This is a genomic window from Massilia sp. UMI-21 (assembly GCA_015277795.1).
Classification (GTDB): domain Bacteria; phylum Pseudomonadota; class Gammaproteobacteria; order Burkholderiales; family Burkholderiaceae_D; genus Telluria.
In genome coordinates this window covers 2116250-2131859 of sequence record CP063848.1, presented here as the reverse complement: position 1 = coordinate 2131859, position 15610 = coordinate 2116250, and the positions used below count along the sequence as shown (strand labels likewise).

Below are 15610 nucleotides of genomic sequence, written 5' to 3'. Positions count from 1 at the left end.
CCAGGACGATGACGTTTTCGGCCCTTGCCTAAGATCACAAATTTTAGCATGGGCCCTCTTGCAGACGATGGCCCACCGCCATGCACAAACAATTTACTTGTGGTCGATATGGATAATCCTGCTGCACTAGACAACTCAGCCGTACAGCCCGCTTTACAGCCCGCCCTCGACAAGGACGCGCCATTGAAGGAAGACATCCGCCTGCTCGGCCGCCTGCTCGGCGACGTGCTGCGCGAACAGGAAGGCGAAGCCGTGTTCGAGGTCGTCGAGACCATTCGCCAGACCGCGGTGCGCTTCCGCCGCGACGCCGACCATGGCGCCGGCCAGGAACTCACCACCCTGCTGCACCGGCTCACGCGCGACCAGACCATCTCGGTGGTGCGCGCCTTCTCGTATTTCTCGCACCTGGCCAACATCGCCGAGGACCAGCACCACATCCGCCGCCGCCGCGCCCACCTGATGCGCGGCGCCGCGCCGCGCCAGGGCAGCGTGGCCCATGCGCTGTGCAAGCTGCGCGACGCCGGGGTGCCGCAGGACGTGGTCGAGGACTTCTTCAAGGAAGCCCTGATCTCGCCGGTGCTCACCGCCCACCCGACCGAGGTGCAGCGCAAGAGCATCCTGGACGCCGAGCACGACATCGCGCGCCTGCTGGCCGAGCGCGACCTCGGCCTGACGCCGAAGGAATTCAGGCGCAACACGCAACTGCTGCAGGCCCGCATCGCCACCCTGTGGCAAACGCGCATGCTGCGTTATTCGAAGCTGACCGTCGCCGACGAGATCGACAACGCGCTGTCCTACTACCGCATTACCTTCCTGCGCGAGGTGCCGGGGCTGTACGCCGACATCGAAGAGGAAATCGCCGAACGCTACCAGGGCGAGGCCGGCGGCCGGCCACCGCAAGCGGGCGACGCCCAGTACCTGCAGATGGGCAGCTGGATCGGCGGCGACCGCGACGGCAACCCGAACGTCAATGCCGACACCATGCGCCACGCGCTGGTGCGCCAGTCGACCACGATCCTCGACTTCTACCTGGACGAAGTGCACGCGCTCGGGGCGGAACTGTCCACCTCGACGCTGATGGCGGAGGTGACGCCCGAGATGCAGGCGCTGGCCGACGACTCGACCGACAACTCGCCGCACCGCAGCGACGAACCCTATCGTCGCGCCCTGATCGGCATCTATGCGCGGCTGGCCGCCACCACGCGCGAGCTGGGCGTCGACCACATCCTGCGCAAGGAAGTCGGCCACGCCGCGCCTTATCTCGACGCCGCCCTGTTCGCGGCCGACCTGGAGGTCATCGCCGCGTCGCTGCGCGCCAATCACGGCGCGACGCTGGTGGCGCCGCGCCTGGCCAGCCTGATGCGCGCCGCGCGCATCTTCGGCTTCCACCTGGCCTCGCTCGACATGCGCCAGAGCTCGGACGTGCACGAACGCGTGCTGGCCGAGCTGTTCGCGCGCGCCGGCAGCGAACCGGACTACGCCGCCCTGAGCGAAGAGCGCAAGATCGCCCTGCTGCTGGCCGAGCTGGCCCAGCCGCGCCCGCTGTATTCGCCCTACGAGGGCTATTCGGACGAAACCAATTCCGAGCTGGCGATCCTACGCGCCGCGCGCGAGATCCGCCTGCGCTACGGCAGCCGCGCGATCCGCAACTACATCATCTCGCACACCGAGACCGTGTCCGACCTGCTCGAAGTGCTGCTGCTGCAGAAGGAGACCGGGCTGATGCGCGTGAGTTCGGGCAGCAGCGACGTGATGGTGATCCCGCTGTTCGAAACCATTCCCGACCTGCAGCGCGCCAGCGCCATCATGGACGAATGGATGTCGATTCCGCTGGTGTCGAGCATCATTGAGAAGCAGGGCCGGCTGCAGGAAGTCATGCTCGGCTACTCGGACTCGAACAAGGACGGCGGCTTCCTGACCTCGAACTGGGAGCTGTACCAGGCCGAGCTGAAGCTGGTCGACGTATTCGCCGCCAAGGGCGTCAAGCTGCGCCTGTTCCATGGCCGCGGCGGCACGGTGGGCCGCGGTGGCGGCCCCAGCTACGATGCGATCCGCGCCCAGCCGCCCGGCACCGTCAACGGCCAGATCCGCCTGACCGAACAGGGCGAGATCATCGCCTCGAAGTTCTCCAACCCCGAGATCGGACGGCGCAACCTGGAGCTGCTGGTGGCGGCCACGCTCGAGGCCAGCCTCAGCCCGCGCCCGGCGGATGCGGTCAGCAGCGCCAGGCTGGCGCGTTACGAAGCCGTCATGGCCGAGTTGTCCGAGCGCGCCTACCGCGCCTACCGCAACCTGGTGTACGAAACCCCCGGCTTCACCGACTACTTCTTCAGCGCCACGCCGATCGCCGAGATCGCGGAACTGAACCTCGGTTCACGCCCGGCCTCGCGCAAGTCGACGCGCCGCATCGAAGACCTGCGTGCGATTCCCTGGGGCTTCTCCTGGGGCCAGTGCCGCCTGCTGCTGCCGGGCTGGTACGGTTTCGGCAGCGCCGTCAGCGGCTGGCTGGCCGATGGCGACCCGGGCGTGCGTGAGGAGCGCCTCGCGCTGCTGCGCGAGATGCACGAGGCCTGGCCGTTCTTCGCGGCACTGCTGTCGAACATGGACATGGTGCTGGCCAAGACCGACCTGGCGATCGCCTCGCGCTACGCGGAGCTGGTGGCGGACGTGGAACTGCGCGAGCGCATCTTCCGGCGCATCACGGCCGAGCATGGCGAGACCCTGCGCTGCCTGGAAGCGGTGACCGGGGTGGCCGAGCGGCTGGCCGGCAATCCGCTGCTGGCGCGCTCGATCCAGAACCGCTTCGCCTACCTCGATCCGCTGAACCACCTGCAGGTGGAGCTGATCCACCGCCGGCGCAAGCTGGGAGACAACGCGGACCCGCGGGTGCACCGCGGCATCCACCTGTCCATCAACGGCGTGGCGGCGGGCCTGCGCAATACGGGCTGAGCCGTTTGTGCTTCGTAGGGTGGGCGGGAAGACCCGCCCACCCTAGCGCCGACATCAGCCTGCGCACGCCCCCAGCACACTTCCCTTCCTCAGGAAGGCCGGCACCGCCTGCGGCGCCACGCACACCTGCGCGCCCGGATGGCTCGCGCTGCCGGTCTTGTTACACACCGCCACCTTGCCCGCCCCGCAGCGCGCGTCGATCACCTTCACCGTCACGCTGGCCTGCGCGAAGCAGCTTTCCGGACTGGCCGCCTGCGCCGTGAACAGGAAGCTGCCGGCCGCGGTCGGGCTGAAGCTGGTCACCGCGCCGGTGCCGGCCGACAGGCCGCCTGCCGGGCTCCAGGTGAAGGTCGAGGCGCCCGCGGCATCGCTCGCGCTCAGCGTCACGCTCTGCGGGCCGTAGCCCAGCGCGATGGTGTCGGCCGGCAGGCCGGTCGGCTCGCCCGCGGCCGGCGTGACGCCGATCGCGGGCTGCGGCACGTGGCCCAGCACCTGCACGCTGCCTTCCGCGCTGGCGCTGTTGCCGCCCTTGTCGATCGCGCTCAGCACCACTTTCTGCGCGCCGATGTCCGCGCACGAGAAGCTGGTGCGCGAGGCGCTCAGCGATTCCACGCCCCAGTTGTCGCTGCTGCCGCCATCCAGGTCGCCCGGGGCGATCGAGGCGGTGCCGTTCGCCAGCGTCACCGAGACGTCGCGGGTACGCACGGTCGGCGCCTCGAAGTCGTTGCTGACCGTGTCGGCCCGGGCGCTCTCCACGCTCAGGCGGTTCAGCGCGGTGACCGTGTAGTAGTAGTACTGGCCCGGACCGACGCCGGCGTCGAGGAAGGCGCCGGTGGCGGTGTCGGTCACGCCCAGCAGGTTGGCCGGATTCTCCAGGTCCATCGCGCGCTCGGTGGAGCGATAGATGGCGTACTTGCCGGTCTTCTCGAATTCGTCGGCGCTGTCCGCCGCGGGCGCCCAGGCCAGTTGCACCGCGTTGTCGTCGCCGGCGGCGGCGCTCAGCTGCGCCGGCGCGCCCGGCGCAGCCGAGCCTTTCCAGGCCATCAGCGGCAGCAGCGCCGGGCGCACATAGGTGCTGTTCTTCAGCGCGGTGCGGTAGCCGAGGGTGTCGGCCTGCAGGAAGGCGTGGCGGAAGTGGATCTGGCCCGAGACGTGCGCCTGCGAACGATTCAGCGCGATCTGCCTGTCGACCTGGTTCGGGTCGGTCCAGCCGGAGGTGTTCATCTTGTAGTCGGCCAGGCCGATGTACATGTGGCGCTCATAGGCGTTGTCGTTCCACCACGGCACCAGCAGCTTGTAGTCCGAGCCGGCCTGGCCGATGTACCAGTAGACCTGCGGCGCCAGGTAGTCGACCCAGCCTTCCCGGATCCACTTGCGGGTGTCGGCGAACATGACGCTGTAGTGCTGCGAGGCGCCGGCGGAGGTCGGCGAGCCGATCGCCGGGTCGGTGCTGCTGCGGTAGATGCCGGACGGCGAGACCCCGAACTTCACCCAGGGTTTGGCGGCGCGGATGCTGTCGTTGACGCGTGCGATCAGGAGGTCGATGTTGTCGCGCCGCCAGTCGGCGCGCCCTGCCGCAGTGTCGGGGAAGCCGCGCGGGTCGGCGTGGTAGGCATCGTCGTCGCCGGTGGTGCCGCTCGGGTAGAAATAATCGTCGAAGTGGATGCCGTCCACGTCGTAGCGGTTGACGATGTCCATGATGACGTTCACCACGTGGTCCCGCACTGCCGGCAGGCCCGGGTTCAGGATTTTTACGGTACCGACCGTCAACATCCACTCCGGATGCGCGCGCGACACGTGGTTGGCCGCGTACATGGCGGTGTTGCCCTGGTTGGCGGCGGTGGCCACGGCGCGGTAGGGGTTGATCCAGGCGTGGAACTCCATGCCGCGCTTGCGCGTTTCCTCGATGGCGAACTGGAGCGGATCCCAGCTCGGCGCCGGGGCGCTGCCCTGCTGGTTGGTCAGGTAGTAGGACCAGGGTTCGAGGTCGCTGGGATACATGGCGTCGGCCTGGCTGCGCACCTGCAGGAAGGCCGCATTCATGCCGGTCGCCTTGTTGTGGTCGAGGATCGCCCTGAGCTTGGACTGTTGCAGCGCCGGCGTGTCGAAGCGGCTCGGCCAGTCCAGGCTGATGTGGGTGCTGATCCACACGCCGCGCAGCTCGCGCTTGGGCGCGATTTGCTGTACCTCGCCCTGGGCATGGACGTGGGAATAGGAAGCGACGAGCACCATGGCTGCCGCTGCAAGCAAAAGTTTTTTCATGTTGTCTTTTTTGCAGGTTGAGGTGAGCGCACCAGGGGAGCGCTGGTGGCGGTCCCCGGTGCCTCTCCACGCACCGATGGTGTGCCATCCGCGAAAGAGAGTACGCTGGAGCAATTTTGACAACCAATGAAATTAGGCTTGGGCGGCATAACCAGCGCACATGAGCCAGCGCACATGAGCCGCCGCACATGAGCCGGCATGCACTTGCCGGCATGCATTTGCCGGCATCAAGCGCCGTCAGTGAGCGATGGCCGCCTGCTTGCGCCCGGGACGCGCTGCGGCGCCTGCGGTGTCGAGGCGGAATGCGCCGACGACCTGGGCCAGCTTCGCAGCCTGGTCTTCCAGCGCGCCGGCGGCGGCGGCGGCCTCCTCGACCAGGGCGGCATTCTGCTGGGTCACGTCATCCATGGCGGCGATCGACTGGTTGACCTGGCCGATACCCTGGCTCTGTTCGCGGCTGGCCGAGTCGATCTCGCCCATCAGGTCGGCCACGCGCTGGACCGCCTGCACGATGCCGCCCATCGTGGCGCCGGCGTCGTCGACCAGGCGCGCGCCCTCTTCCACCCGTTCGACCGAGTGCTTGATCAGTTCCTTGATCTCCCTGGCCGCGTTGGCGGAGCGCTGCGCCAGGTTGCGCACCTCGCTCGCCACCACCGCGAAGCCCCGGCCCTGCTCGCCCGCGCGCGCCGCCTCCACGGCCGCATTCAGCGCCAGGATATTGGTCTGGAAGGCGATGCCGTCGATGACCGAGATGATGTCGGCGATCTTGCGCGAGCCTTCCGAGATCGTGCCCATCGTCGCCACCACCGCATCGACGACCCGGCCACCCTGCTCGGCCTGGCTACTGGCCGTCAGCACCAGCTGGTTGGCCTGGCGCGCATTGTCGGCGTTCTGGCGCACGGTCGACGTCAGTTCTTCCATGGCGGCCGCGGTCTCCTCGAGGCTCGATGCCTGGGCTTCGGTGCGGCTCGACAGGTGCTGGTTGCCGGCGGCGATCTCGCTCGACGCGCCGGCGATGGCGTCGGTGCTGTCGCGCACCTCGGACATGGTGCGGTTGAGCGAGGACACGAAGCGATTGAAGGCGCCGGCCAACCGGCCGATCTCGTCGCCCGACTCGACCGGCATGCGCGCCGTCAGGTCGCCGTGGCCGTCGGCGATTTCGCCCAGCATGGCGGCGGCGCGCGCCACCGGCGCCGCGATCGCGCGGCTGACCAGGAAGATCAGGAACAATCCGAGGCCGCCGCCGATCGCGCCGGCCGCCAGCGCCACCATCGCCGAGTTGCGCACCAGGTCGCCCAGGATCTCGCTTTCCGGGACTTCGGCCACCGCGTACACGTCGAGCTCCGGGATATACGAGCTGGCGACGATGAGCTCGCCCCGTTCGGAATCCCGCACGGCATGCGCGAACGCCGTCTTGCCGAACAGTTGCTTGAGCAGTGCGGGCGAGTAGCCGGCCAGGTCCTGCAGGCGGTGCTCGCCGTCGGCAAGCGCGGGGTCGCGGTGCAGGATGATGCTGCCGTTCGGACGCGCCAGGAATACGTGGCCGGTCTTGCCGATGCGGTGGGCGCGCACCGCGTCCGCCAGGCCCTGGACCGCCATGCCGAGACCGGCGGCGGCCAGCTGCCCGTCGCCCAGTTCGACCCGGGTGTTCACGTACATTTTCATGACCCCGGTCTTGGGATCGGGGTCCAGGTTGAGCTCGACCCGGCGACCGCCGGCCAGGAAGGCATCGAGCCAGGCGTCGCGCGGATTGCCCTTTTCCAGCATGTAGCTCAGGCCGCCCTGGTCCATGAACTTCATCTGCGCCGGCGAGGCCCAGAATACGGTGTCGACCTTGTGCACGGCCTTCACGCGGGCGGCGTAGGCGCGCCACGCGTCCAGGCCGCTGTCCGGCAAGCCCTCGCCTTCCCATGCGTGCAGGTAGGTGTTGTTGGCCACGTCGAGCGACGCCGCCATCGGGCCGCCGATCTGGCGCAGGATGTCGTTGCGGATCTCGCCGACCATGGCCGGAAGGTTTTCCTTGACCGCGGTCTCGCGCAGGCTGCGCGCGGCCAGCGTTATGTTGAGCACGCTTGAAATCGCGATGAACAGCAGCATGCAGGCTGCCATGCTGAGCATGAGTTTGGTCTTGATCGAGCAGCGCTGGAAAAATGGAGGAAGCATGGCGGGGAATGAGGGTGGGAGGATTATTGCCGTATTGCATCTTCACCCGGCGCGCGCGCCGACGTCAACCCGATGCGTGGCCATGCTGTACAGACTGACAAGGAAGCGTTGTTCTAGAGCAGCAATCGCCAAAAAAAATGCCGCCCTATCAATGACAGGACGGCATTTTTACCAACTGGTAAAAATTACTGGTTATGCAGGAAGGTCTTCAGCTTGTCCGAACGCGAGGGCTGGCGCAGCTTGCTCATCGCCTTGGCTTCGATCTGGCGGATACGCTCGCGGGTGACGTCGAACTGCTTGCCGACTTCTTCCAGCGTGTGGTCGTTCGACATCTCGACGCCGTAGCGCATGCGCAGCACCTTGGCTTCGCGCGGGGTCAGCGAGTCCAGCACTTCCTTGATCACGTTGCGCATCGACGCATGCAGGGCGGCGTCCAGCGGCGCCAGGGTGGCGTTGTCCTCGATGAAGTCGCCCAGCTGCGAATCGCCGTCCTCGCCCATCGGGGTTTCCATCGAAATCGGCTCCTTCGCGATCTTCATGATCTCGCGAACCTTGTTCTCCGGCATTTCCATCTTGGCGGCCAGGGTCGGCAGGTCCGGCTCGCTGCCGGTTTCCTGCATGATCTGGCGAGAGATGCGGTTCATCTTGTTGATCGTCTCGATCATGTGCACCGGCACGCGGATGGTGCGGGCCATGTCCGCGATCGAGCGCGTGATCGCCTGGCGGATCCACCAGGTCGCATAGGTCGAGAATTTATAACCGCGGCGGTACTCGAACTTGTCCACGGCCTTGAGCAGGCCGATGTTGCCTTCCTGGATCAGGTCGAGGAATTGCAGGCCGCGGTTGATGTACTTCTTCGCGATCGAGATCACCAGGCGCAGGTTGGCCACGGTCATTTCGCGCTTGGCCTGGCGTGCGCGCTTCTCGCCGGCCGCCATCTGCTTGTTGATGCGGCGCAGGTCGGCCAGCGGCAGCGCCACGCGCGCCTGCAGGTCGATCATGCGCTGCTGCAGTTCCTTGATTGCCGGCAGATTCCGGCTCAGCACCGCGCTGTACGGGTAGGCGCAGTCGACTTCGCGGTCGCCCCAGGCCAGGTCGGTCTCGTTGCCCGGGAAGACCTTGATGAAGTGGGCGCGCGGCATGCCGCAGCGGTTCACGCAGATGTCCAGCACGGCGCGCTCGATCGAGCGCACCTCGTCCATCTGGCCGCGCAGGGTGTCGCACAGCTTTTCCACGATCTTGGCGGTGAAGCGGATGCCCAGCAGCTCGTTCGAGATGATGGCCTGCGCCGCTTCGTACTCGTCCGAGCCATAGCCGACCGTCTTGAAGGCGTGGCCCATGCGGTCGAACTGCTTTTCGATCAGGGCGAACTTCTCGAGCGCGCTCTTGCGCAGCTGCGCCAGCTGCTCGGCCGAGTAGCCGGCCGCGCCGCCGCTGGCGGCGCCGTCTTCTTCTTCTTCCTCGACTTCTTCTTCCTCGTCGTCGTCGTCGCCCGAGCCGCTCGCGGCACTCGAGGCGCCCGATGCGCTCGACGACGTCGAGCCGGATTCGTTCAGGTCGACGAAGCCGTCCACCACGTCGTCGATCTTCATCTCGTCCGAGGCGATCTTGTGCGACAGCGCGATGATTTCCGAGATCGTGGTCGGGCAGGCCGAAATCGCCTGCACCATGTCTTTCAGGCCTTCTTCGATGCGCTTGGCGATCTCGATCTCGCCTTCGCGGGTCAGCAGCGACACCGCGCCCATCTCGCGCATGTACATGCGCACCGGGTCGGTGGTGCGGCCGAAGTCGGAGTCGACGGTCGACAGCGCGGTCGCGGCGGCCGCTTCCACTTCGTCGTCGCTGGTGGCGGTCGGCACGTTATCCGACAGCAGCATCATCTCGGCTTCCGGGGCGCGCTCGTAGATGGCGATGCCCATGTCGTTGAAGGTCGCGATGATGCCTTCGATCGCTTCCGGATCGACGATGTTTTCCGGCAGCTGGTCGTTGATCTGGGCGTGGGTCAGGTAGCCGCGCTCCTTGCCCATGTTGATCAGGTTCTTGATCTGCTGGCGGCGCTTCTCCAGTTCGGCTTCCGAGAAACCACTCTCGCCGCCCAGCATGCCGGCCAGGCCCTTGGCCTTGCGCTCGCGCAGCTTGGAGGCGGCCTTCATTTCGGCGCGCTCGACCGCGTTGAGTGCCGCGACTTCGTCGTTTTCCGGCACGAACTCGCTCGGCTTGCGGCCGCGGCGGCCCGGCACCTTCACCTGCGGCAGCAGGTAGCCCGAGGTATCGATCGCGGCCAGTGCGGCGGCGTCGGTGGTGGCGTTGACGCTGCCGACGGCGGTGGCCGGGACGGCCGCGGACGCCGGCAGCGCATTCGCGTCGGTGCGGCGGGTACGGGTACGCACGACCTTCGGCGCAGCGGCCGGCGCTTCGTCGGCAGGGGCCTGCACGGCCGCCGCCGGGGCTGCCGCGCTGGCCTGCACCGCATCGGCCTGCGGCGCCTCGACGGCCGCTTTCAAGGCCGCCAGCTTGGAGCCGCGCTTGCGCACCACGACGGTTGCCGCGGCGTTCGGCACGGCCGCGGTGTAGTCTTCGAAGGGCGCCGGCTCGGCCGGCGCGGCCGGGATCTCCACCGCTGGCTCGGCCGCTGCCTCGGCCGGAGCGGCAGCCACCGCCTCGACCGGGGCAGCGGCCGCTTCGACGACCGCCTCAGCCGCGGCCGGCGCGTCCAGCACGGCTTCGTTGGCGGCGGCATCCGCGCCGGCCGGTACCTGGCCGGCTTCCAGCGCCGCTTTTGCCGACGCCAGGCGCGAGCGGGTCTTCACCACCGTCACCTTGGCCGCCGCTTCCGTCTCGAGGAAGTAGGAGGTCGCGGTTTTCGGCACTGCCAGCTGTGCCGTAGCCTTGGCGGGCGCTTTCTTGGCGGTCAGTGTCAGTGTCTTGGCGGTGTTTTTCATAGTAAAACTCTCTCCAGTCGAGGCGCACGACGCGCCTGCGAGTCAATGTCAGCGGGACCCGCGTGCGGGTCCGGGTGTGGATGTGGGCGCGGAAGTGGCCCTACCTGAGGGCGGATACGCGGACTTCAAGCACACATTCCCCCGATCGCCCTGCACTTTTAGTGCGATGGCGGCGAACTAACAAGGAATGAACGGTGTTTAAAGTCACGGTGTGCATGTCGGAACGAAAAAAAGCCCGTCGGGTGAAACGGGCTTGCATCTCATGTTCAGGAAAGAACAAAAGGAGGCGATATTATGCCGCATTGCAAGAATTGGTGATAATTGAAATATCCCATATGGGATATCACCAGCTTGAATATGACTGCCCCCTTGGCCGATCTCCCGGCCGGTCTGCGACGGCGCAAACCGTGCGCAAGGCAAGAGGCGGATCATACACGATTTCATGCCTGCACGCCTGCCGCACTTGCGCTCGCTTCCAATCTAATTCTCAAGATAAATGAAACTAGTACAATACGGCCGGCACCGGTGTCCGGGCGCCGTGCTATCCTTCGCATTCCCGTTCTTACCTTGAAGTCAATGAATACCAATACCGCTGCCGAGACCGTCGACCACAACGCTCCTGCCACTTCCGAGACGCCGGCTTCACTGTCCGCCGAATCGTCCGCTGACACGTCCGCCGAATCGTCTGCCGAATCGTCCGCCGACACGTCCGCCACCGCGCCCGCGCCCGGCGGCGCCGCAAGCCCGGCCCCTGCGGCCGCGCCGGCCACGTCGGCACGCGCCCTGCTCAAGCAGCTCCAGCAGGAATTCCCGGCTTTCCGCGACTGCCTGCCGCTGGCGATCGGCATCGACAAGCAACTGCTGGCACGCATGCCCGGCCTGGACCGCAAGACCATGCGCGCCGCGCTCGGCATCCACACCGGCTCGATGCGCTACCTGCGCGCCATGGAAAAGGCCAAGCTGCGCCACGACCTGGACGGCACCCCGGGCGCCGAGGTGACCGACACCCACCGCCAGCACGCCAAGGAACAGCTGCAGCAGCGCTTCAAGAAGGAGGCCGACCGCAAGAAGGCCGAGCGCGAAGCCGCCGCTACCGAAGAGGCAAACCGCCAGCGCCAGGACAAGCTGAACGCCCTCGCGGCCAAGTTCTCGCGCTCCTGATGCCGGCACCGAGCGCCGCCGACCCGGAAGCACTGCTGCCGCCCTACGACGGCATCCGCCTGGCGGACGTGCGCATCGTGCGCACGCCGCGCGATGCGGCCGCCGCGCTGGCGGCGCTGTCGCAGGCCGACGTAATCGGCTTCGACACCGAATCCAAGCCGACCTTCTCGAAGGGCGAAGTCTCGACCGGGCCGCACCTGGTGCAACTGGCCACCGACGAACTGGCCTACCTGTTCCAGATCGGCAGCGCCGCCAGCGCCCAGACCGCACTCGACGTACTCAAGCCGGTGCTCGAATCGGCGGCCATCCTGAAGGTCGGGTTCGGACTGGGGGATGACCTGAAGCGCCTGCGCGCCAAGCTCGGCATCGACGCGTGCAACGTCCTGGACCTGGCGACCGCCATGCGCCGGCGCGGCGAGCGCAACACCCTCGGCGCCAAGACCGCCGTGGCGCGCTTCTTCGGCCAGCGCCTGCAGAAGTCGCGCCGCATCACCACCACCAACTGGGCTCTGCCGCAACTGAGCGAAAAGCAGGTGCTGTATGCGGCCGACGACGCCCATGTGGCGCTGCGCCTGTACCGCTTCTGGCGCGCCAACCCGCCGGCCGACGAGGCTAGCGCGTTGCCGCGTCGCGCTTCCTGAGCACGCGCTTTTCCACGACAAAGTAGGCTTCCGGGCAAAACGCCGTTCCGAGCACCGGGAACGGGCTGGCGCTCGCCATTTTCACGGCGAAGCGCGCCGCCAGGTCCCGGCGGAACACCCGGTGATCGAAACCCATGTGCTCGTGATGGACCTCGACGTCGGGCGGCAGGCGACCGAGCGGCCGGTCCTTGGGCGGCATGCCGAGGGTCGCCATCAGGACGTGCCCGAGCCTGGCGTCGTAGGCGCCATGGCGCCGGCTCATGCGGAACATCCCCTTGTACAGCGCCGGCAGGCCCACTTCGACCGGCACGCCGAACACCGCCTCGCCATCGTCCTGCAGCAGCGCCACGATCTCGGCCAGCGACTGCGCGCGCATCGACAGCGGAATATGCTCGAAGACCTCGAGGCAGAACAGCAGGTCGACCTGTCCTTGCGGGATGGTGTCGAGGGCGGCGTGGAACTCGACCCGCGGCAGGCTGCGCAACTCGGTCCGGGCTTCTTCGAGCAGGTCCGAGCAGGGCTCGTAGCAGATGATGGTCGCGTTCGGATAGGCGCGCACCAGGTGCTTGCAGAGTTCGCCGCTACCGGCGCCGAAATCGAGCACGCAGCGGACCGCTTCGGGGGCTTTCTGCGCGAAACCGAGCGCGCTGCGCAGGCGCTGCCGCTGCAGCCAGCGCTTGATGGGATTGCGGTCCCCGAATACCCCTTCGGTGTAACTGACTCCCATCCTGCGCCCCGGCGATCCAAAGGGCTGCGATTATAACAAGCGGGCGAACCGGCAAGGCGCGCTACGCGTTATCATTCCAGCATTCCTACTGCCGGGTTCATCCATGATCGGACCACTCACGCTTCCGCGCCCCACGCCGTTCGCCGCGATGCCCTTCGCTGCGATGCTGGTCGCCGCGATGCTGTTCGCCGCGACGCCGCCGGCTGCCGCCGCCCCCCAGGGCCCGCCGGACACGCTGGCCCAGCGCCTGCTCGCCTGCGCCTCCTGCCATGCCCGCGTCGACGCGCGCGGCGATCCGGTCAACGACAGCTACTTCCCGCGCCTCCAGGGCAAGCCGGCCGGCTACCTGTACAACCAGCTGCTGAACTTTCGTGAAGGCCGGCGCCAGTATCCGCTCATGACCTACCTGGTCGAGCACCTGCCGGACGCCTACCTGCGCGAGATCGCCGGCCATTTCGCGGCCCAGCCGCCCGCCGCCCATGCCGCCGCCGCCCCGACGGTATCGCCCCAGGTGCTCGAGCGCGGACGCCACATCGTGATGAACGGCGACGGCGCGCGCAAGATCCCTGCTTGCGTCGCCTGTCACGGCCAGCGCCTGACCGGCGTCGAACCGACGATTCCCGGCCTGCTCGGCCTGCCGCGCGACTACGTCAACGCGCAATTCGGCGCCTGGCGCAACAAGGCGCGCCGCGCCCACGCGCCCGACTGCATGGCGCAGATCACGGCGCGCCTGTCGCTGGACGAGGTGAACGCCGTCGCGAGCTGGCTCGCCGCCCAGCCGGTGCCGTCCGATCCGCGCCCGGCGGCCTCGATCGCACGCCCCCTGCCCCTGGCCTGCGGCAGCGCCCCGGAGCAGCCATGAAGAAGCTCGCCCTGGCGCTGGTCGCGCTGGTCTCGCTTGCCGCGCTTGCCATCGCCGTCGCCTGGCCGCGCGAAGAGTTCGTGCCTTCCACCTCACCCCAGGCCTGGGCCGCGACACCCGAAAACATCGCGCGCGGCGCCTACCTGGCACGCGCCGGCGACTGCGTCGCCTGCCACACCGCGCGCGGCGGCGCCGAATACGCGGGCGGACGCGCACTCGACACGCCGTTCGGGCGCCTGTACGGCCCCAACCTGACGCCGGACCCCGACACCGGCATCGGCCGGTGGTCCGCCGACGACTTCTGGAACGCCCTGCACAACGGCAAATCGCGCGACGGCCGCCTGCTGTATCCGGCCTTCCCCTACCCGAACTACACCAGGGTCGCGCGCACCGATGCCGACGCCCTGTTCGCCTACCTGCGCAGCCTGCCTCCCCGGCGCCAGCCGAACAAGGCGCACGAACTCGACTTCCCCTACAACCAGCAGGCGCTGCTGGCGGGCTGGCGCCTGCTCTACTTCAGGCCGGCCGGCTTCACGCCGCAGCCGGCGCGCGGCGCCGAATGGAACCGCGGCGCCTACCTGGTCGAGGGCCTCGGCCACTGCAGCGCATGCCACAGCAGCCGGAATCGGCTGGGAGCGACAGGCGAGGCGCTGTCGGGCGGCCTGATGCCGACCAGCGGCTGGTACGCACCCTCGCTCACCGCCGGCGGCGAAGCCGGGGTGGGCGACTGGGACCGGGAACACATCGTGGCGCTGCTCGGCACCGGCGTCTCGCCGCGCGGCGCGGCCACCGGGCCGATGGCCGAGGTGGTGGCGCGCAGCCTGCAGCACCTGACCCGGGCCGACCTGGGGGCGATGGCGACCTACCTGAAGTCGCTGCCCGCGACCGAGGCGCCGGTCCGGGAAAGCGGCGAGCGCGCCAGCGAGCCCTTGCTGGCCGAGGGACGCCGCCTGTATGGCGCCTACTGCGTGGACTGCCACGGCGCCGACGGCAAGGGCAAAGCGCCGGCCTACCCGCCGCTGGCCGGCAACCGCGCGGTCAGCTTGAGCCCGCCAGTGAACGCGATCCGGATGGTGCTCAACGGCGGCTTCCCGCCTGGCACCGCGGGCAATCCGCGGCCCTACGGCATGCCGCCCTTCAGCCACGAGCTGAACGATGCGCAGGTGGCGGCGGTGCTGACCTACGTGCGCGCCAGCTGGGGCAATGCGGCGCCGCCGGTGGCGGTGCCGGATGTGAACCGGTACCGGAGCGTGCCGCTGGATTGAAAACGATGCCTGCCACGCGCGAACGGAGGACACTGTGGGACGCTTAATCTTCAGCATCAACCTGACCCTGGACGGCTGCCTCGACCATCGGGAAGGAATCGCCGACGACGAGACGCACGCTTTCTTCACCCGCCTCATGGACCAGGCCGGGGCAATGCTATGGGGCCGTGTGACCTACGAAATGATGGAGAGCTACTGGCCAGGGGTCGCCTGCGGCGCCGTGCAGGCAGCGCCGGCGATGCGCGAGTGGGCGCTCAGGCTGGAAGCCAAGCCAAAGTACGTGGTTTCCTCGACACGCACCGACTTCCCCTGGACCCACAGCCACCACATCGCCGGCGAGCTTCGTACGGGCATACAAAGGCTCAAGGACGCGACCCCGAAGGGCCTGCTCCTCGGCAGCGGCAAGCTCGCGGCCGAGCTGGAGCGGCTGGAGCTGATCGACGAGTACCAGTTCCTCATCCACCCCCGGATTGCCGGCCACGGCCCGACCCTGTACGAAAGCGGCCTGCACGGCACCCGACGGCTCGAGCTCGTCTCGGCCACGCCACTCTCCAACGGCGCCGTCGCCATGCACTACCGGCGCGCGCGCTGAGCTGGTGAAGGTAGTGGTGGCGTTCGACGTGGCGCCGCTCACGGGG

10 protein-coding genes are annotated in these 15610 nt (G+C 68.1%); 6 read left to right on the top strand and 4 right to left on the bottom strand.

All coding sequences use genetic code 11. The features are described 5' to 3' along the window. Positions 1-108 precede the first annotated feature (108 nt). Positions 109-2949: a phosphoenolpyruvate carboxylase gene (ppc, locus tag IM543_09490; GenBank protein ID QOY96035.1), complete on the top strand. Its 2841-nt coding sequence runs from the start codon at positions 109-111 to the stop codon at positions 2947-2949. Between the two features lie 54 nt (positions 2950-3003). Here ppc and IM543_09485 read toward each other — a convergent pair whose 3' ends face one another. The 3 genes from IM543_09485 to rpoD form a co-directional block, all read right to left on the bottom strand. Further along, a complete protein-coding gene (locus IM543_09485; protein ID QOY96034.1) occupies positions 3004-5211 on the bottom strand; it encodes a family 10 glycosylhydrolase in 2208 nt (735 codons plus the stop codon). A gap of 237 nt (positions 5212-5448) precedes the next feature. Further along, a complete protein-coding gene (locus IM543_09480; GenBank protein ID QOY96600.1) occupies positions 5449-7329 on the bottom strand; it encodes a HAMP domain-containing protein in 1881 nt (626 codons plus the stop codon). A gap of 230 nt (positions 7330-7559) precedes the next feature. Next, positions 7560-10316: an RNA polymerase sigma factor RpoD gene (gene rpoD / locus IM543_09475; GenBank protein QOY96033.1), complete on the bottom strand. Its 2757-nt coding sequence runs from the start codon at positions 10314-10316 to the stop codon at positions 7560-7562. A gap of 576 nt (positions 10317-10892) precedes the next feature. Between rpoD and IM543_09470 the strand changes: the two genes are divergently transcribed. Beyond that, complete coding sequence (locus tag IM543_09470; GenBank protein ID QOY96032.1) at positions 10893-11477, top strand: ProQ/FinO family protein; 585 nt, start codon at positions 10893-10895, stop codon at positions 11475-11477. Further along, entirely contained in the window at positions 11477-12118 is a 642-nt protein-coding gene (locus IM543_09465) for a 3'-5' exonuclease domain-containing protein 2 (protein QOY96031.1), read from the top strand. Before IM543_09470 ends, IM543_09465 begins: the two co-directional genes overlap by 1 nt. On the opposite strand, the gene IM543_09460 is transcribed toward IM543_09465, so the two are convergent. After that, positions 12090-12845 (bottom strand): class I SAM-dependent methyltransferase, encoded by a 756-nt coding sequence (locus tag IM543_09460; protein QOY96030.1) that lies wholly within the window; start codon positions 12843-12845, stop codon positions 12090-12092. The genes IM543_09465 and IM543_09460 overlap by 29 nt on opposite strands. Positions 12846-13008: 163 nt before the next feature. Here IM543_09460 and IM543_09455 point away from each other — a divergent pair, with 163 nt between their 5' ends. Genes IM543_09455 through IM543_09445 form a run of 3 tightly spaced genes read left to right on the top strand, consistent with a single transcriptional unit; the run spans position 13009 to position 15564 of the window. After that, on the top strand, positions 13009-13707 hold the full coding sequence (locus tag IM543_09455; GenBank protein ID QOY96599.1) for a cytochrome c4: 699 nt from the start codon (positions 13009-13011) through the stop codon (positions 13705-13707). Further along, positions 13704-14972 carry a cytochrome c gene (locus IM543_09450; GenBank protein ID QOY96029.1) on the top strand — a complete coding sequence of 423 codons (1269 nt, stop codon included), beginning with the start codon at positions 13704-13706 and terminating at the stop codon, positions 14970-14972. Before IM543_09455 ends, IM543_09450 begins: the two co-directional genes overlap by 4 nt. A 34-nt stretch (positions 14973-15006) precedes the next feature. Continuing rightward, the gene (locus IM543_09445; protein ID QOY96028.1) at positions 15007-15564 is read left to right on the top strand and encodes a dihydrofolate reductase family protein; all 558 of its coding nucleotides are present in this window, start codon (positions 15007-15009) and stop codon (positions 15562-15564) included. Positions 15565-15610 lie beyond the last annotated feature (46 nt).